The 18,266-nt window shown below is 37.8% G+C and carries 15 protein-coding genes; 10 read left to right on the forward strand and 5 right to left on the reverse strand.

The window, feature by feature from the left end; genetic code table 11:
- Nucleotides 1–10 precede the first annotated feature (10 nt).
- Nucleotides 11–577 (forward strand): hypothetical protein, encoded by a 567-nt coding sequence (locus AC23ME_RS13250; RefSeq protein ID WP_487728244.1) that lies wholly within the window; start codon nucleotides 11–13, stop codon nucleotides 575–577.
- On the opposite strand, the gene AC23ME_RS13255 is transcribed toward AC23ME_RS13250, so the two are convergent.
- Entirely contained in the window at nucleotides 574–1,077 is a 504-nt protein-coding gene (locus tag AC23ME_RS13255; protein ID WP_487728245.1) for a hypothetical protein, read from the reverse strand. The two genes, AC23ME_RS13250 and AC23ME_RS13255, sit on opposite strands and share 4 nt — an antisense overlap.
- A gap of 173 nt (nucleotides 1,078–1,250) precedes the next feature.
- Between AC23ME_RS13255 and AC23ME_RS13260 the strand changes: the two genes are divergently transcribed.
- From AC23ME_RS13260 to AC23ME_RS13280, 5 genes are all read left to right on the forward strand, one after another.
- Complete coding sequence (locus AC23ME_RS13260) at nucleotides 1,251–2,333, forward strand: AI-2E family transporter (RefSeq protein ID WP_487728246.1); 1,083 nt, start codon at nucleotides 1,251–1,253, stop codon at nucleotides 2,331–2,333.
- Nucleotides 2,334–3,132: 799 nt separating this feature from the next.
- The gene (locus tag AC23ME_RS13265; protein WP_487728247.1) at nucleotides 3,133–4,041 is read left to right on the forward strand and encodes an ABC transporter ATP-binding protein; all 909 of its coding nucleotides are present in this window, start codon (nucleotides 3,133–3,135) and stop codon (nucleotides 4,039–4,041) included.
- A complete protein-coding gene (locus AC23ME_RS13270; RefSeq protein ID WP_487728248.1) occupies nucleotides 4,034–5,371 on the forward strand; it encodes an ABC transporter permease in 1,338 nt (445 codons plus the stop codon). The genes AC23ME_RS13265 and AC23ME_RS13270 overlap by 8 nt, the downstream gene beginning before the upstream one ends.
- Before the next feature lie 101 nt (nucleotides 5,372–5,472).
- Nucleotides 5,473–6,015 (forward strand): GNAT family N-acetyltransferase, encoded by a 543-nt coding sequence (locus AC23ME_RS13275; protein WP_487728249.1) that lies wholly within the window; start codon nucleotides 5,473–5,475, stop codon nucleotides 6,013–6,015.
- Nucleotides 5,990–6,505 (forward strand): MepB family protein, encoded by a 516-nt coding sequence (locus tag AC23ME_RS13280; RefSeq protein WP_487728250.1) that lies wholly within the window; start codon nucleotides 5,990–5,992, stop codon nucleotides 6,503–6,505. The genes AC23ME_RS13275 and AC23ME_RS13280 overlap by 26 nt, the downstream gene beginning before the upstream one ends.
- 99 nt (nucleotides 6,506–6,604) lie before the next feature.
- Here the strand turns inward: AC23ME_RS13280 and AC23ME_RS13285 are convergent, their stop codons facing one another.
- On the reverse strand, nucleotides 6,605–8,461 hold the full coding sequence (locus AC23ME_RS13285; RefSeq protein ID WP_487728251.1) for a TonB-dependent receptor plug domain-containing protein: 1,857 nt from the start codon (nucleotides 8,459–8,461) through the stop codon (nucleotides 6,605–6,607).
- Nucleotides 8,462–8,597: 136 nt separating this feature from the next.
- On the opposite strand from AC23ME_RS13285, the gene pdxR reads away from it, so the two are divergent.
- From pdxR to AC23ME_RS13305, 4 genes are all read left to right on the forward strand, one after another.
- Nucleotides 8,598–10,106: a MocR-like pyridoxine biosynthesis transcription factor PdxR gene (gene pdxR, locus AC23ME_RS13290; protein ID WP_487728252.1), complete on the forward strand. Its 1,509-nt coding sequence runs from the start codon at nucleotides 8,598–8,600 to the stop codon at nucleotides 10,104–10,106.
- 387 nt (nucleotides 10,107–10,493) lie between these two features.
- Nucleotides 10,494–12,173 (forward strand): energy-dependent translational throttle protein EttA, encoded by a 1,680-nt coding sequence (gene ettA / locus AC23ME_RS13295; RefSeq protein ID WP_487728253.1) that lies wholly within the window; start codon nucleotides 10,494–10,496, stop codon nucleotides 12,171–12,173.
- A gap of 52 nt (nucleotides 12,174–12,225) precedes the next feature.
- Entirely contained in the window at nucleotides 12,226–13,011 is a 786-nt protein-coding gene (locus AC23ME_RS13300; protein ID WP_487728254.1) for a polysaccharide deacetylase family protein, read from the forward strand.
- Between the two features lie 88 nt (nucleotides 13,012–13,099).
- On the forward strand, nucleotides 13,100–13,675 hold the full coding sequence (locus tag AC23ME_RS13305; RefSeq protein WP_487728255.1) for a MarC family protein: 576 nt from the start codon (nucleotides 13,100–13,102) through the stop codon (nucleotides 13,673–13,675).
- A 307-nt stretch (nucleotides 13,676–13,982) separates the two neighbouring features.
- Here the strand turns inward: AC23ME_RS13305 and AC23ME_RS13310 are convergent, their stop codons facing one another.
- The 3 genes from AC23ME_RS13310 to guaA all read right to left on the reverse strand — a co-directional run bounded on the left by AC23ME_RS13310 (nucleotide 13,983) and on the right by guaA (nucleotide 18,037).
- Nucleotides 13,983–15,146, reverse strand: coding sequence for an RsmB/NOP family class I SAM-dependent RNA methyltransferase (locus tag AC23ME_RS13310; protein WP_487728256.1), 1,164 nt, complete (start codon nucleotides 15,144–15,146; stop codon nucleotides 13,983–13,985).
- A gap of 187 nt (nucleotides 15,147–15,333) precedes the next feature.
- Entirely contained in the window at nucleotides 15,334–16,554 is a 1,221-nt protein-coding gene (locus AC23ME_RS13315; RefSeq protein ID WP_487728257.1) for an ABC transporter substrate-binding protein, read from the reverse strand.
- Nucleotides 16,511–18,037 carry a glutamine-hydrolyzing GMP synthase gene (gene guaA, locus AC23ME_RS13320; RefSeq protein WP_487728258.1) on the reverse strand — a complete coding sequence of 509 codons (1,527 nt, stop codon included), beginning with the start codon at nucleotides 18,035–18,037 and terminating at the stop codon, nucleotides 16,511–16,513. Before guaA ends, AC23ME_RS13315 begins: the two co-directional genes overlap by 44 nt.
- Nucleotides 18,038–18,266: the final 229 nt, after the last annotated feature.

The raw sequence follows: 18,266 nt of genomic DNA on the forward strand, positions 1-18,266 counted from the left end.
ACTCATCAAAATGGCGAAAAAACTCTTATTTCCTTTCCTTTTAATTATTTTATCTGTTAACGTTTACGCACAGCAAAAATCTGGAGCGCAGCAGTTTTGGGATTTACTCAAACAACATTGCGGTAAAGCTTATCAAGGAGAAGTTATACAAGGTATGACGGATGCTTTTAAAAATGGCCCATTAGTGATGCATGTTAGAAAATGCAGCGATGATTTAATTAAAATTCCTTTTTTTGTGGGCGATGATAAATCTAGGACTTGGGTTTTAACATTAAAAGATAACAGAATTTTATTAAAGCACGACCACAGACATAAAGATGGTTCGGAAGATAAAGTAACACAGTATGGTGGCTTAACTTCAAACAGCGGAACAGCCAATCTTCAAATTTTTCCTGCCGACCAACAAACGGTAGACCTATTACCCGCAGCAGTGGGCAATGTTTGGTGGATTACCATTGATGGAGAAAGCTTTACTTACAATCTCCGTCGTATTGGGAGCGATAGAATTTTTACCGTAAAATTTGATTTGAATAAGCCTGTAGCCACTCCCACTGCACCTTGGGGCTGGAAAGACTAGTTAACGTTTATGTAGTAAATATTAGGAATGTATTTACTTATGTCACCAGTTTCGGGTAGTTTCTCTACTCCGTTTACAGTTAGCTTAGCGAACTTAAAACTATCTTTATTTTTTTCAATATTGATTTTAATTGGCTCGTTCTGGCCTAGTTTCAAATAAAAATCTTTAGTTAGCGATGTAGCTAATCTTACAATTTCAGAAGAGTGTAATTGATAAAAATCGAACCTGGTATTATCTACACTAAAATTAGGTCTGATGTAGAAATTCATCTGCTTTTGCGCACCATTTGCATCCAAGTAGTATAACTTAATATCATTACTTGTAAACGCATTAGCACTACTTGGATTTAGCATATCTACACCATTTGCACCTTTAATTACCAAGGTTAACGGTGTCTCTTCCATAGGCGAACAAGCGCATGGCTTGTCACCATCGTCTAGCTTTTTGCAACCTAAATTTGCTACAAATACCACCAAAAATGCAAGTATAAATTTTTTCATGTTTTAAGGATTTGGTTCTTTTTAATTAGATACGCATAAAAGGTAGTGTTCGCTACAAGCGGATATTTAAAAATTCATTCAAACCATTAAATTAAGCTAATACTAAATGGTTGACAAACTTTGTTAAACAAGATGCATAAACATTTTATGATACAGAAGTGTTATCTCCTACAATGGAAAAACTTCAACACGCTGTTCACATACTTTTATTTTTTACGTTAAGCTTTGCTGGACTTTACTTCTCTGCGCCTTTTGTGGTGCCAATTGTTTTGGCAGCAGTATTATCGATGCTGTTTATTCGCCTAAGCAATTACTTTGAGCGCAAAGGCATGAGTAGAGGCATTGCTGGGCTCTGTTGCATGCTCCTTTTCATTAGCAGTATTTCCATTATTATTTTACTGCTATCTATACAATTATCTAGTTTGGTCGAAAACCTAGACGAAATGAAATCTAGGTTACTGAACCTTTTTAACAACTTCAGAAATTGGATCAACAATACCGTAGGCATAGACCCAAAACAGCAGAAAGAATTGATAGAAAGTGGCAATGGCAGTTCTGGAAATATGTTGTTTAGCTTTGCTTCTGGAATGTTTAGTGTTGCCGTTAACGCAGTATTGGTAATCGTTTATATGTATTTGTTTTTAATTTATCGCGGTCACATTAAACGTTTTATTTTGAAATTGGTAGCCCGAAAGGAGAAAGAAGACACAGATGAAGTTGTACATAAAGCAGGCAAAGTTTCGCAAAAATATCTTAGCGGCTTAGCTGCTATGATTGGGATGCTTTGGGTAATGTACGGCATTGGTTTCAGCTTGATTGGTGTAGAAAATGCTATATTTTTCGCAGTGCTTTGTGGTTTGCTGGAGATTATCCCTTTTGTAGGCAATTTAACTGGCACATCTATTACGGTTTTGGCAGTGTTGGCCCAAGGTAACGGCAACGACAAAATTATTTGGGTGTTAGTTACTTATTTCATTGTTCAGTTTGTGCAGACTTATATTTTAGAACCTTTGGTAGTTGGCGAGCAAGTGAATATTAATCCGCTGTTTACTATTATGGCTATTGTATTGGGTGAAATGATTTGGGGTATTCCAGGGATGATTTTAGCAATTCCGTTGTTGGGTATGGTAAAAATTATTTGTGATAGTCATCCAGATTTACAACCGTATGGTTATTTAATTGGTCCAGAAAACCCACGAAAGCAAAGAACAAGTGTTATTGATTATGTGAAACGGTTGTTCACGAAGAAGGATTAAGCGATTAGCTCTTATATGAACTGTATATGTCTTATGTGGTCGTTTAGTTTTTTTGACCATAGAAGGCATATAAGAACGTAGAAGTTTTTGCTTTGCGAATTTATATGTCTGCATATTTGAACCACCTTAGACACCTAAGTTCATTTTAGTTTTTATCAGCAACTAAAGATATAATTTTCTTAATTTTTTAAATACTCACGAATGTCTTAGGTCTTCTAAGGTGTCTAAGGTGGTAAGTAAATTTTAAAGCGCCTTTTTTTGAACCACATTAGACACCTAAGTTCATTTTAGTTTTTGGAAGTGTTCTTACCTCATCTTAGATTTTTCTTTACGTTGCTTTGCGAATACTTTAAATCCTTTGCGTTGAAATTGAACCGCAAAGAAAAGAAGAGCAACGCAGAGGCCGCAAAGCTTTACAATTACTATAAACACCATGGTTTTCAACCACCCTCCGATTTATCGGAGGGAATTCATCACGCATACCCCTCTTGTAGAAAGGTACTAACGGGCGGAGTGTTTTTGGCATTGAAGCACAGTTGTTTGTTAATTAAACCTGATAGTAGTGAAAATACTTTTTGGAGCGTCATTTCGAACGTAGAGAGAAATCTGTTACATAGATGCATTTATTTTTGAGATTTCTCTCTGCGTTCGAAATGACGGCAACAGAAATCAAAAAGATTGTAACGGATAACAGGGCCACACCCGCCGATGAAAACTGACATCGATTTTCTAAAAAACATAAAATTTACGTAACAAAACCACCTTTTTGCTATCTTATCATCGAAACTAAACGATAGATATGTTAAGCGTAAAGAATATTGTAAAGCAGTATGCTACGCACCGTGCCTTAGATGATGTGAGTTTGGAAGTAGAGAAGGGCAAAATTTTCGGGCTTTTGGGTCCAAACGGTGCTGGTAAAACCTCCCTCATTAGAATTATTACCCAAATTACAGCTCCCGATAGCGGGGAAGTATTTTTCAACGGCGAACGCCTGAACACCAAACACATTTCGCAAATTGGCTACCTGCCCGAAGAGCGTGGTCTCTACAAAAAAATGGAGATTGGCGAGCAAGTGCTATATCTTTCTAAACTGAAAGGATTGAATAGTGCAGAGGCCACCAAACGAATTAAATATTGGTTTGAAAAGCTGGAAATGAAGGATTGGTGGAATAAAAAAGTGGAAGATTTGAGTAAAGGGATGCAGCAAAAGGTGCAATTTGTAGCTACAGTTTTGCACCAACCTGAACTGATTATCTTAGACGAACCTTTCTCTGGTTTCGACCCTGTAAATGCTGATATCATTAAAAATGAAATCTTAGAACTGAACAAAAACGGAGCAACTTTCATTTTCTCTACGCACCGCATGGAAAGTGTGGAAGAACTTTGCGACAACATTGCGCTGATTAACAAATCGCAAAAGATTTTAGATGGTGCGGTTGATGATATTAAAGCGAGCTACCGCAGCAATACCTATTGGGTAGAATACGAAGGCGATTACAGCGCTACCAGCAACGAAATTTACAGCGTGCTGCAAAGCGAAGAAGTGAAGGGACACCAAGTGGTTAAATTAAAGTTGAACGAAAATCGTACAGCAAACGAGGCTTTGGCGCAATTGCTACCTATTGTGAATATTCACCGCTTAGACGAAGTGATACCAACCATGAACGATATTTTTATTGAAAAAGTGAAAGGGCAAAGCCATGAATAAAATCTTACTCATTATCCAAAGGGAATATTTTTCGAGAGTGAAGAAGAAATCGTTCATTGTGATGACTTTCTTAACACCGCTGTTAATTGCGGGTGTTTATGCACTGATTGGCTATTTCACGTACAAAGGAATTAAGGATACACACGACAGCGTTGCGGTGGTGAGCGACAACAAAACCTTAACCGAGCAGTTGCAAACGGACAAAAATACTTCGTACACTTACCTTAAATCGAGCTTAGAAGAGGCGAAGAAAGACCTCAACAAATCTGAATACGATTATATTCTCTACTTACCTGAGTTTACGTTAGAGGCCCCAAAAGGAATTGAATTATTTGGCGCTAAACAAGCAGGAATGTCGCTGAACAGACGTATTTCGGGTGATATTGAGGAGTTGATTAGAACGCAAAAGCTGAAGCAATCGGGTATTTCGCAGGCCGATTTAGATAAGCTGAAAACGGAAGTTGACATTACGACCAAAAAAATAGCTGAAACTGGCGATGAGAAAGAATCGAGCGCTGGTGCAAGCAGCTTTATTGCCTTCACTGCAGGTATCATGATGTTTATGTTCATTATGCTTTACGGTGTGCAGGTAATGCGTGGCGTAATTGAGGAAAAGACTAGCAGAATTATCGAAGTAATGGTATCCTCAGTAAAGCCTTTTCAATTAATGATGGGCAAAATTATTGGCATTGCCTTGGTTGGTTTAACACAGTTTATGTTGTGGATTGTACTTACTTTGGCCATCAGCACGGCGGCGGTGAGCATTTTTGTGAATAAAGATGATGTGAAGGAAATTGCTGCTGCACAGGCACAAAGTCAGGTTACGCAGGCTAGTCCTCAGATGGCTGCTGCAGCAACGCAGGCAGGACCGATTGGCGATATCCAAAAAAGTTTAGCTGGCTTAGATATTGGTAAAATTGTATTTGTTTTCATCTTCTTCTTTTTGGGAGGATATCTATTCTACAGTGCTTTATATGCGGCCATCGGCTCTGCCGTAGACAGCGAAACGGAAACCCAACAGTTTATGATGCCCGTAATGTTGCCGCTATTGTTGGGCTATGCACTTTCGTTAAGTGTGGTAACTAACGATCCTTACGGCAGTACCGCATTTTGGTTGTCTATGGTGCCGTTTACCTCTCCTATTGCCATGGTAGTTCGTATTCCTTATGGCGTACCAACTTGGGAGCTGGTATTGTCTATGGCAGTTTTAGTTGCTGGTTTTGTTGCCACAGTGTGGATAGCTGGCAGAATTTACCGCGTTGGTATTTTAATGTACGGCAAGAAAACTACTTTTAAAGAAATGTTTAAGTGGTTTACTTATAAGAATTAAACTCTTCTAAATTAAATATTTTGGAATAGGCGGGTGTAATCATCCGCCTATTTTTATAATAGAAATATTTGAGTAATATTATTGAAAGAATAGCTTAAGAAATGCAGAAAACGTATCCCACATTAATTACAGATAGATTGATGCTAAATCAGCCTTTATTAAGCGATGCTGAAGATATTGTTGAGGCACTTCAAAATGATGTTTACTATCAAAACACGATCAACATTCCAAAGCCTTACACCAAAGAAAGTGCGCTATTTTGGATAAAGCTAGCTAAAGATAGTTTTGAGAATGAAAGTGCTTATATTTTTGCCGTTAGAGATCCAGAACATGGTAAAATTATTGGCGGTATAGGTTTAGGTATTGATAAGAAATTCAATAAAGCAGAATTAGGTTATTGGCTGCACCAAGACTTTTGGAACAAAGGACTTGCTACCGAAGCAACAAAGGCAATCATTAAATTTGGGTTTGAAGAATTAAAGTTAAAAAGAATATTTGCAACGCATTTCGATTTTAATATCGCTTCGGGAAAAGTAATGGAGAACGCCGGAATGACAAAAGAAGGCATACTGAAATGTCACACAAAAAAAGACGGAAAATATCAGGATCACGTAGTTTATGCAATCATCAACGATAATAACTAGGGTACTACAACCAATAGTTACTCATTTTGATTTTAAGATAGCTGATATCAAACCCGACTTAGAATGTGAAGAATACTTTGGTTACAATTTCCAATTAAATACTTCAAAAGTCAAATTTAGAAAAGCTAAAATCACCCCAAAAAAGATAGGACAGTTTGTTACGCTTTGGCGAAGAAACGCTAACGGTATAACCGAACCTTTTAATGTTAAAGATGATTTCGACTTTTATATCATCTACGTAGAAAAAGAAGGCGAACGCGGTTTGTTTCTTTTTTCGAAGTCAGCTTTAACCGAGAACCAAATTCTAACTAACGCTACTAAAGAAGGCAAACGAGGTTTTAGAGTTTATCCCAACTGGGATATTCCAGAAAATAAGCAAGCCGAAAAAACCAAAGCTTGGCAAATGGAGTTTTTTGTTGATTTAGATGATGAGCAAGATTTCAAAAAACTAGCATCACAACTTCAAGCATATTTCGTCATTGCCGGTTAGTTAATCGTCATTGCGAGGTACGAAGCAATCTTACAACTCAAGAAGTAGTAATTTGCTTTAAGATTGCTTCGTACCTCGCAATGACGCGAAAAACAAAGTTTAAAGTCCAAACCTCAAATTAGCGCCCAGTGCAAACCATCTTTTCGGTAGCGGCACTGCAGCAACTTCAATATATTCTTTATCAAATAAGTTGGTTACTTCCGTATAAATGTTCCAATTAGATTTTCCATACATCAAGCGGAAATCTGTAATTAAATAAGGATTTTTGAGTTCTCTTTCTATCCACCTATTGGCTAATGTTGCCTGCCAATTGCTGTAACGGTAATTTAACCTCATTAAAGCCTGATGCTTTAAGTTCTCTACCACATATTTAGATGTGATATTATTTGCATAACTCATTTCGCCAGCGTGCAAATAATTGTAGCTCAAGTCATATTTAAGGGCACTTTTACTACTAAAATTAAGTTCCTGTCCTATTGTCAAGTTTATGCCTTGTATTTTGTTATTTCCAAAGTTTTGTGGCTGATAAGGTACAGCTGTCGAATTTCTCACCCAATCAATAAAATCTGAAATGTTACGATAAAAATATCCCCCCTGAACATAGAAACTTTGAGCTTTGTATTGCAGAGAGAACTCGTATTGCCAAGCATTCTCCGACACCAAATTAGGGTTACCAATATTTCCAGGACGTTGGTTTAAATATAAATCGGTGAAAGATGGAATACGCTGACTAGAGCCTACGTTAAATGCCAGTTTCCATTTTGGTGCAAACAAATAAGCAGCATCTAAGCCCGGAAAAGCCTGCCAACCGTACTGCGTATTGTAATTCACATAAGTACCGATATTCAAAAGCAAGTTCTTAAAAGCTTCAGTTTTGTATTCGGCATAAGCACCGTGGTTGTACCTGTCTCTATCGCCTATGTTGGTACTCTCAATATCTTCCGAACGACTTTCTAATCCAAACCCGAAATCACCTATGGTAGAATGTAAGGTGCTATTTAATTCTGCCGACCACACTTTGGTTTGATGCAATGACCTCGCTCTAGTCAAATCGTTGCGGAAATAACGGTAGTCGTCCCAATTGTAACGGGCACTCACTCTTGGGCGCAAACTAAAATTTTTGCTTAGCTGGTGCGATGAACCCACTGCAAACAAAGCAGTTTCTACAATTTCGAAAGCTTCTTTATCGCCAGGTGCTGCATAATAACCGCTCGCTCCAAAAGCGTTGTCAATGTAGCCACCCATTAAATTCAGTTTGTTTTTTTCATCAAATTCGATGTTACCTTGATAGAAAAATTTATGGTCGTAAGTGCTACTGTTATAACGCTGCCCATTGTAATCAGTTACGCCAAAGCCAAACAAATGTTGACTTTTCTTTCCAGCCATGCTCAAGGCTAGCTGAGCAGAAGCACCACCGTATTTTCCGCTGCCATCGCCCATTGCCTTGTTTTCAAAAGAAGAGCCTGTCTGCAGGTTTACTTCAATAGCTGATGTAGCCGATGTTTTGGTGACGATATTGATTGCTCCCGTTAAAGCATTAATCCCATAAACCCTGGCCGCTGGCCCTTTTAGCACTTCTATCCTTTCGATAGCAGATAAAGGCACAGGAATATTCATAGAATGATGCGCAGTTTGAACATCAGAGATTTTTACGCCGTTTAAAAGAATTAGCGTTTGTTCGAAACTTCCACCATCAATACTGATATCGGCTTGCGTACCAAATGGTCCACGCTGACGAACATCTACACCAGCAATAAAACTCAAAACCTCATTAATAGATTTTACTGGCATTTTAGCAATATCCTCTTTACTTATCAATTGAATATTTCTGGCTTGTTTGCTGAAAGGTGTTTGCAATCTGTTTTCAGAAATAATGATTTCGTTGAGTTTAGTTGTGTCTTGTTGGGCAATAGCTAATGTTGGGATAAGAGTTAATGCGTATAAAAATTTTTTCATTGTTTTATTGCTTTATTGTTGGAAACATGTTATCGTCTTTAAAATCTCTTAGTGTTTCTTTGTGTCTCTGTGGTTAAATAATATATCGCAAAACTCGTATCTTTCCGGCGCATTAAAATAGTCCAGTTTTAAGATTATGAGTAGTCCGGTTGATATTCCTTTTTTAAGTTTCATTCAGATAGATAGAAATTTGAAGACACCCATTTATCTGCAGCTAACCCAACAGCTCATAAATGCTATACAAAGAGGTTATTTAGTTGCTGGAACAAAAATGCCAGGCAGCAGAACTTTAAGCGAATTGCTCCAACTGCATAGAAAAACGGTAATAGCTGCTTACGAAGATTTGCATCAACAAGGTTGGATTGCTATTCATCCGAACAAGGGAGCTTATATCATAGATAACAAAACCAGAATTATTGAGCGACCTTATGATGCCTTGGTTTCTTTATCGAATTATCCGAAACAAACGGGCTATTCATTTAAGCAATCAAATATCTTAGATAATCCTTTTGAGCAGTCTAATTGTACCTACCAATTTAACGACGGGATGCCAGATATCCGTTTAACGGAAATCAAACACTTATCGAGCTTATACAGTGCTGCGCTTAAACGGAAAAACACAATCAAGAAAATAGATAATCCGTTACGTGCAGGAGAATACTTTAAAGAACAGTTAAGTAATTACCTGAATAACTCTCGTGGTTTACATATTTCTAAAAATGATCTGCTTATTACTCGGAGTACAGAGATGAGCCTTTACATTATTGCACAACTCTTAATTGAGCCGAATGATGTTGTGATAGTTGCTGAATTAGGTTTGTTTAGTGCAAATATGATTTTTCAAAAGACGGGTGCAAATGTTAAAACAATCGCGGTAGATGAACATGGAATTGTTGTAGACCAACTGGCAGAAAAACTGAAAACAACGAAAATTAGGGCAGTTTATATTACGCCACATCACCACTACCCCACTACCGTAAGTTTAAGTGCGCAACGTAGGGTTCAGCTTCTAAATTTAGCACAAGAGCATGGTTTCGTTATTATTGAGGATGATTATGATTATGATTTCCAGTACGAGAAAAATACGATGATGCCGCTAGCCAGTGCAGATACAGATGGCATGGTGATTTATGTTGGTTCTTTCGGAAAATCTTTAGCACCATCTTTTAGCACTGGTTTTGTTGTGGCGCCGCAAAACTTTGTTATCGAAATGCAAAAGTACCTCGGCATCGTAGATCGAAAAGGAGATATAGTTATGGAGCAGGTTTTGGGAGAGATGATTGCCGAGGGAGATATCCATCGCCATTTAAAAAAGTCGTCAAAAGTTTACCGAGAACGTCGAGATCATTGCTGTGCATTATTAGCAAAACATTTTGGCCATCAAACAACATTTAATGTTCCTAACGGAGGCTTAGCAGTATGGTTAGAATGGAATATTCCTATTTCTCTGTTACAGCTCGCTAAGAATTGCCAGAAAAACGATTTGTTTATTCCGAAAAACACACTTTACCAAAATAGAAAAACAACCGCCATACGCATTGGCTTTGGGCATTTAACGATAGAGGAAATGGAAAAGGGATTGGGGATTTTGAGAAGTTCATTGATTAGCCCCTCTCTGCCTTCGGCATCTCTCCCCAAAGGGTAGAGAGCAGTACTTAGGAATGGATACGTTATAATTCGCAAAACTTTCATCATTGCTTTTCTCTCCCTTTTAGGGAGAGATGCCCACAGGGCAGAGAGGGGTTTGAAATAATAGCATGGTCTTCCGTTATCTAAACGGGATAGCAGCGAAAATACTTTTTGTATTATTTGTCATCCTGAACGCAGTGAAGGATCTGAAAGTTACAAGCACTGAAGAAATAGATTCCTCGTACCTCGGAATGACAAGATGCCTAAAACAAAAAGATTGTAGCGTATAGCCCGACTAACATTAATAGCGGCAGAAAATTGCTTTTCTAATATTAAATCTAAAACCCGAAACGTTTTTTTCTCTCCCGAAATAACAGCATCTTTGCAGAAATAAAGTTTTAACATGTCAGACGAGAAGATCATATTTTCAATGGCTGGGGTAAGCAAGATTTATCCGCCACAAAAACAAGTTCTTAAAAATATATACCTATCCTTCTTTTACGGTGCCAAAATTGGCGTTGTAGGTTTAAACGGATCGGGTAAATCATCATTATTAAAAATTATTGCTGGTTTAGATAAGTCTATCCAAGGCGAGGTAGTCTTCTCACCAGGTTATTCTGTCGGTTATTTAGCCCAAGAACCAGAATTAGATCCAGAAAAAACAGTACGTGAAGTGGTTGAAGAAGGCGTTGCCGAAATTACTGCTGTATTGAAAGAATACGAAGAAATTAACGAAGCATTTGGCTTGGAAGAAAACTATTCTGATGCCGATAAAATGGAGAAGTTAATGGCTCGCCAAGGTGAGTTGCAAGATAAAATTGATGCTTCGAATGCTTGGGAATTAGACAACAAGTTAGAGCGTGCAATGGATGCTTTGCGTTGTCCTGACCCAGAAACAAAGATTGCGGTATTATCGGGTGGTGAGCGCCGTCGTGTAGCGATGTGCCGTTTGTTACTGCAATCTCCAGATGTATTGTTGCTAGATGAGCCTACCAACCACTTGGATGCGGAAAGTATTGATTGGTTAGAGCAGTTCTTGCAAAACTATGAGGGAACTGTAATTGCAGTAACCCACGATAGGTATTTCTTAGATAACGTTGCTGGATGGATTTTAGAATTAGATCGTGGCGAAGGTATTCCTTGGAAGGGGAACTACTCTTCGTGGTTAGACCAAAAAGCGAAACGTTTAGCCCAGGAAGATAAAACAGAAAGTAAACGTCAGAAAGCTTTAGAACGTGAGTTAGAGTGGGTGCGTATGGCTCCTAAAGCTCGTCATGCGAAATCTAAAGCTCGTTTAAGCAACTATGATAAATTAGCAAGCGAAGACGGGAAAGAACGCGAAGAAAAATTAGAACTATTCATTCCTGCAGGGCCTCGTTTGGGTAACGTAGTAATTGAAGCTAACAATATTTCAAAAGCTTACGATGGCAAATTGTTGTTCGAAGATCTGAGTTTCTCTTTACCTCCAGCGGGTATCGTTGGTATTATCGGTCCGAACGGTGCGGGTAAAACTACTTTGTTCCGATTAATTACTGGCCAGGAACAACCAGATGCTGGGGATTTTAAAGTTGGAGAAACTGTGAAATTAGGTTATGTAGATCAAATGCACAACGACCTAAATCCAGAGAAAACGGTTTACGAAAACATTACCGACGGTTTAGATAATATGTTGTTAGGTAACAAGCAAGTAAATTCTAGAGCTTACGTTTCTAAATTTAATTTCAACGGTGCTGATCAGCAAAAGAAAGTTGGTGTGTTATCTGGTGGTGAGCGTAACCGTGTGCACTTGGCAATTACGCTAAAAGAAGGTGCTAACGTTTTATTACTGGATGAGCCTACCAACGATATTGACGTGAATACTTTACGTGCTTTGGAAGAAGCTTTAGAAAACTTTGGTGGTTGTGCGGTAGTAATTAGTCACGATAGATGGTTCTTAGACCGTATCTGTACGCATATCTTAGCTTTCGAAGGCGATTCGCAAGTTTATTTCTTTGAAGGTAACTATTCTGATTACGAAGAAAACCGTAAAAAACGTTTAGGAGATGTAACTCCGAAAAGAATTAGGTATAAAAAATTAGGATAATTCTAAAGCCCCGACCTAAAATCGGGGCTTTTTTGGTTTAGACTTAAAATAGATGATGAAAAAGGTATTGTTACTGAGTTTGATGATTTGTTTCTGTATTTGTGCCATTGCCCAAAATACTTGGAACAATAAAAAGGCTGCAATTGTAATTACTTATGATGATGCTATTCCGCAGCATATTACTAATGCAATTCCGTTACTAGATTCGTTAAATTTAAAAGCTACTTTTTACCTCACTGCTTATACTGCTAAAAGTAATTTATCCGCTTGGAAGAAAGCTGCTACCAATGGTCTTGAGCTTGGAAACCATACCTTATATCATCCTTGTATTGGCGATAAACCCGGTAGAGAGTGGGTGAAGAAAGAATACAATCTTAACAATTACACCGTTACGCGTTTGCTCGACGAAATTAGGATGAGTAATGCTTTTTTAGAAGCCTTAGACGGCAAAAAAGAACGAACATTCGCCTACCCTTGTGCAGATACTGTTGTCAATAATGTTTCCTTTGTGAAGGATATTAAGAAGGATTTTGTTGCTGCTCGTTTCGTTAAACACGAGATGAAACCCATTGATAAAGTAGATTTGTTTGCCATTGATTGCTACGCTGTAAACAAGCATACTTTTGCAGAAATGAAAAAATGGGTGGATGAAGCGATAGAAACTAATTCACTTTTAGTTATTTTATTTCACGGTGTGGATGGTGGAAATCCGATGGATGTGACACTCGAAGATCACAGAAAAATATTAAACTATATCAAAAGTAAAGAGCAAGAAGCGTGGATTGCTCCGATGTTGGATGTTGCTAAATACATGAAGCAAAATAATGTGAATAATTGATATCCAAACCATTAGTTTAACAAGCAATTATAAAATCTTCTTACAACTTTAACATTTAAAGCTGTACTTTTACTTCAAATTTTAACGTATGGAACCTCTGCACTTCGACTTCAATCAAATCTTATCTACCTCGATGATTTTGTTTGCGATTATTGATATTTTGGGTTCTATTCCCATTATCATTTCCTTGCGCAAAAAGGCAGGTCATATCCAATCGGAAAAAGCAACATTAGTAGCAACAGCTATCATGATTTTATTTCTTTTTGGTGGAAAAGCTGTCTTAAGTGTCATTGGTGTAGATGTGCAGTCTTTTGCAATTGCAGGTTCATTAGTAATCTTCATTATTGCGATGGAAATGGTTTTAGGTATCCATTTTTTTAGAGACGAAGAACCCGAAACAGTTTCTATTGTACCCCTAGCTTTTCCTCTAATTGCTGGCGCTGGAACTTTAACCACACTCCTATCCTTAAAAACAGAATATCGCACAGAAAACATATTAGTAGGAGTTTTATTGAATATGGTGTTCGTTTACTTCGTACTAAAAAATACTGCAAGATTAGAAAAGCTTTTAGGAAAAACCGGATTAAACGTGCTCAGAAAAAGCTTTGGGGTAATTTTGTTAGCTATCGCGATTAAACTTTTCAGAACAAATACCGGATTGTAACATTAATTGCTTAAATTCATCTAAGATATAAATAACCGAAGATGAACTTATTTGAGCAATTTACGGTATACATTGGAGCATTAGCTATTCTCTTTGAAGCTATCAGTTATTTACGTGGAAAGTTGAAGGGGAAGAGTTAGTAAATTCCCATTTGCTATAACTTTCAATAACGCGTCATTTCGACCTTAGGAGAGATCTCACGAAAGACATTATACATATGGTACAATCTCTATTCTCATGTTAGATTTAACTTCGTTGATTTTCAATTCTCTCTGCGTTCGAAATGACGACGACTTGTATATCATATTTACTTCTTAATCAATCTCGCTACAAACATGCTATCTGCTTTATCATTGTAGCCTTTAATTAATTCCATGCTTTCCAATTTCAGCGGGAATTTCTCTAATAGATAATTCACCACATCCTCATTTTCTTGCTTAAACACAGAACAAGTCATGTAAATTAAAGGCCTATCAGGTTTCAAATATTTAACTACGTTTTCGGCGATAGCTTTCTGCAACTTCACATAGTTTGCAACTTTATACTCTTCAAAGAAATACAGCATTTCAGGTGTGCGCCCCCAAGTGCCAGCGCCAGAGCAAGGCGCATCTAGCAAAATGCCATCAAACTCGTAGTGATGTAATATCTGGTCGTTGTTTTGCAACAAATCAATGGTTTTCTTTTGGAAATCCTTAATTCCAGCCGCAATAAAACGTTCTTGCAAATTACCCAAACTGGTTTCTCTCACATCGCTGGCTAGCAACTTTACTTTTGGCTCGATACTATGGATTAGCAATGATTTCCCACCAGATGCGGCACAGCAATCCCACCAGTAGTCATAAGGTTGTGGTTGGAAATAAGCTCCAGTCTTCTGCGATGAAAAATCTTGAACTTGGTACAAACGTGCATCATCAATAATTTGCTCTAACTTTGTTCCGTTTGGTAAAGCCAAGGTAGTATCAGAAAGTTCTTGTACCGCAACACCAGTCGCTTCAATTCGAGCTTTAATAGTTGGCAAATGCGTTTCTTTTACTCGGATAAACAAATCTGGTTGCACAAATAACGACAACAAGAAAGCTTGTTTATCTATTCCTTCCGATAGTTCATTTTTAAAAGGAAAAACATCGGCTAGCTCAAAATTCGGATATTGCGATTTTACGAAAGCAATTTTTTCTTCAATAGGTTTTGTAATATGTGCCGCAGCCGCAGGAAAAATATGTTCGGTAACTAAACTTAAATCGGTGTTGCAAAGAAAATCAGCAATTGCTAAACGCTCGGTAGCTGGCAGTGCAGAAAGTGCTTTCCCTAACCTAAAATAACTGTAAATATATCTACTTGCCCATCTCCTATCCGACGAGCCCATTTGTTTATTCTGTTTAAAATAAATAACCAAATGACGATGCAAAGGCAACTTACCATCGTAACTTGCTAAAACCTGCTCAAATGCTCTGATATGATGGTGTACTTTCATTAAATTAAATTGTTGTATTGTAGAATTGCTTTATTGTTGGTTAAAAGTTCTTCCGTAAATCCTCCGTCATTGCGAGCTTTGCGAAGCAATCTTAAAGCGTCTAACAGGTAGATTACTCGTCGTACTTCTAGCCTCTCGCACCGACAAAAAAGCAATTTCTCAAAGTCCCTTTTAGGGGATTTAGGGGTTAATCTACCTGCACTAATGCGGTATTTTTATATTGTAACATCATTAAATGCTGATTGTAATACCCATATTCTGCATCATAACCAAAATCGAAATCGTTATGCAAACCTTTATAATCTTCCTTAACGATAAAATCTGTATAATTCGCTCCGTGTTTCGCAATCAACTTACCAAAATAATAGCCCACATCAAAGCCTTTAAAAGCATATTCCGTAGGTTCAAACTCGTACTTAGCTCGATACGCTTTCACAAAATTAATTACCTTATTAGCTTTATAATCTATATAATATGAAGAACTTACCACCGCTTGCAGGTTCTGTAATTGATCGATATTATAGGTTTGTTTTGCCCAATTTGGATGTCCGAAAACTTGAATTGGATAGCCAGCAGTATTTTTTAGGCGATGAAGCTTAGTTAAGCTTGGTGCTACAAAAGGCGAATCGTCTGAGCAAATAATCACTGCATACTTCTTACCCTTTACCATCTTGGTTTCCAAAACGTAGGTAGATGAAAACTCCTGCACCACAAAATTTGAATGTTTCTCTGCAAATTGCTTCCTAATTGGAGCCGCAAAAGCTTCGTCAGATGACTTTTTGGTATTGATCAACACCACAATAGTTTGATCTGTCTTGTACTGTTTCGCTACATAATCGGCAATTTTAATTCCATGCTGCTCGATATCGTTAACCACAGAAATTAAGTAAGGATTGTTAAACTCACTAGGTTTCGATGCTGCCAAGGGAGATATCAACGGCATTTTATTAGCTTCCGAAAAACCCGTCATGTACTTGATGCCATCGGGAAATATCGGACCAATCAGCAAATTACTGCTTTTAACAGCATCGCGTTTAATCAAACCAGCCAACTGACTGTTATCATCTCTACTGTCGAATACATTTACCTTAAAGTTTAAACCTTCGTTAGCAGCCGAATCAATGCCCAACATCAAGCCTTGATAGAAATCAATAGCCATATCGGCTTTGCCAATTTGTGCTTTGGTAACCGTTTTTAAATTAAACTTGTTCAGCTGAAAAGGTACAAAAACACTGATGTTGCCTTGCGTAAACTTGGCAGCAGGTTTCTGTTCAACAGGTTTAGCCGGGGTTTTCACCACCGGCTTAGTTATTTTAGGCGAACAACTCGCCAACACAGCAATAAAAGTTAGTAAAGCTAAAAGCTTATTCCCACTCAATAGTTGCTGGCGGTTTCGAACTAATATCATACACAACTCGGTTAATCCCTCTTACTTTATTAATAATTTCATTGGATATTTTAGCGAGCACAGGATAAGGCAAATGACACCAATCTGCAGTCATACCATCTAAAGACTCTACCGCTCTCAGAGCAATTACGTTCTCATAAGTACGCTCATCGCCCATTACACCTACCGAACGCACTGGTAAAAATATCGCTCCAGCTTGCCAAATTTGGTCATATAAGCCAGCATCTTTCAAGTTTTGGATGTAAATATGATCTGCTTCCTGTAATATCGCAATTTTCTCCGCAGTCACCTCTCCAATAATTCTAATCCCTAAACCAGGACCAGGGAAAGGGTGTCTACCTAAAATAAACGATTCTAAACCTAAAGTGTTTCCAACTCTACGCACTTCATCCTTAAATAAAGTTTTCAAAGGCTCAACCACTTTCAATTTCATGAAATCTGGCAAACCACCTACGTTATGGTGAGATTTAATGGTTGCCGATGGACCGTTAACCGAAACAGATTCGATCACATCTGGATAAATTGTTCCTTGCGCTAACCACTTCACATCTTGAATTTGGTGTGCTTCATCATCAAAAACTTCAATAAATACACGACCAATAATTTTACGTTTCTTCTCAGGATCTTCAACTCCAGCCAATTCACCTAAAAATCTATCCTTCGCATCAACACCTTTAATGTTTAAGCCAAAATCTTTATATTGTTCTAATACACTCTCGTACTCGTTTTTACGTAATAAACCGTTATCAACGAAAATACAGTGTAAGTTTTTGCCAATAGCTTTGTGCAATAGAACCGCAGCCACGCTACTATCTACACCACCAGAAAGTGCTAAAACAACTTTATCATCACCTAATTGCGCTTTCAACTCGGCAATGGTAGTTTCTGCAAATGCATCCGAAGTCCAATCTTGGCTACAACCGCAAATTCCAACTAAGAAATTGCTCAATAACGTTTTACCATCTGTACTGTGCGTAACTTCTGGGTGGAATTGGATAGCATAAGTTTGCTCTCCTTTTACTTGATAACCAGCTACTCTTACTTCAGAAGTACTTGCAATAATTTCGAAATTTTCTGGCACTTGAGTAATCGAATCACCGTGGCTCATCCATACTTGCGAATCAACCAAGATGCCTTTAAATAAAGGATTTTCATTATTCACGAAGCTCAAATTAGCTCTACCGTACTCTCTCGTTGCCGATGCTTCTACATTTCCTCCGCTTTGTTGTGCAATAAACTGCGCTCCGTAGCATACTGCCAATAATGGATAAGCTTTAAACAAATTCAAATCAACAAATGGCGCATTTTCTTGGCGCACAGAAGATGGACTTCCCGAAAGAATTACTCCTTTTACCGTAGAATCTAATTCCGGAATGTTGTTAAATGGATGAATTTCGCAGTATACATTTAATTCGCGAACACGACGTGCAATTAGCTGTGTGAATTGCGAACCAAAATCGAGGATAATGATTTTTTCTAGCATCCGCAAAGGTAATGAAATTTACGATTTTAGAAGTACGATTTTAGATTTGATTATGCATTAATTTACGAAGAGCAGTATCAGTAATACTAGGTTCCTAAAGTCCTGCTATCCGCTTTATCCCGATATCCTTCGACAAGCTCAGGATGACATCGGGATGTTCGCTCCTATCAGGTCTATTTAACTTAATCTTTTACAAAAATTCACCACCTAAGACACCTTAGTGAACCTA

The organism is Pedobacter sp. T50_32, assembly GCF_057652195.1.

Excerpts from the sequence above, each read along its gene's own strand:
- AC23ME_RS13250 (WP_487728244.1), top strand. The coding sequence starts at position 11 with ATGGCGAAAAAACTCTTATTTCCTTTCCTTTTAATTATTTTATCTGTT.
- AC23ME_RS13255 (WP_487728245.1), bottom strand. The coding sequence starts at position 1,077 with ATGAAAAAATTTATACTTGCATTTTTGGTGGTATTTGTAGCAAATTTA.
- AC23ME_RS13260 (WP_487728246.1), top strand. The coding sequence starts at position 1,251 with ATGGAAAAACTTCAACACGCTGTTCACATACTTTTATTTTTTACGTTA.
- AC23ME_RS13265 (WP_487728247.1), top strand. The coding sequence starts at position 3,133 with ATGTTAAGCGTAAAGAATATTGTAAAGCAGTATGCTACGCACCGTGCC.
- AC23ME_RS13270 (WP_487728248.1), top strand. The coding sequence starts at position 4,034 with ATGAATAAAATCTTACTCATTATCCAAAGGGAATATTTTTCGAGAGTG.
- AC23ME_RS13275 (WP_487728249.1), top strand. The coding sequence starts at position 5,473 with ATGCAGAAAACGTATCCCACATTAATTACAGATAGATTGATGCTAAAT.
- AC23ME_RS13280 (WP_487728250.1), top strand. The coding sequence starts at position 5,990 with ATGCAATCATCAACGATAATAACTAGGGTACTACAACCAATAGTTACT.
- AC23ME_RS13285 (WP_487728251.1), bottom strand. The coding sequence starts at position 8,461 with ATGAAAAAATTTTTATACGCATTAACTCTTATCCCAACATTAGCTATT.
- pdxR (WP_487728252.1), top strand. The coding sequence starts at position 8,598 with ATGAGTAGTCCGGTTGATATTCCTTTTTTAAGTTTCATTCAGATAGAT.
- ettA (WP_487728253.1), top strand. The coding sequence starts at position 10,494 with ATGTCAGACGAGAAGATCATATTTTCAATGGCTGGGGTAAGCAAGATT.
- AC23ME_RS13300 (WP_487728254.1), top strand. The coding sequence starts at position 12,226 with ATGATGAAAAAGGTATTGTTACTGAGTTTGATGATTTGTTTCTGTATT.
- AC23ME_RS13305 (WP_487728255.1), top strand. The coding sequence starts at position 13,100 with ATGGAACCTCTGCACTTCGACTTCAATCAAATCTTATCTACCTCGATG.
- AC23ME_RS13310 (WP_487728256.1), bottom strand. The coding sequence starts at position 15,146 with ATGAAAGTACACCATCATATCAGAGCATTTGAGCAGGTTTTAGCAAGT.
- AC23ME_RS13315 (WP_487728257.1), bottom strand. The coding sequence starts at position 16,554 with ATGATATTAGTTCGAAACCGCCAGCAACTATTGAGTGGGAATAAGCTT.
- guaA (WP_487728258.1), bottom strand. The coding sequence starts at position 18,037 with ATGCTAGAAAAAATCATTATCCTCGATTTTGGTTCGCAATTCACACAG.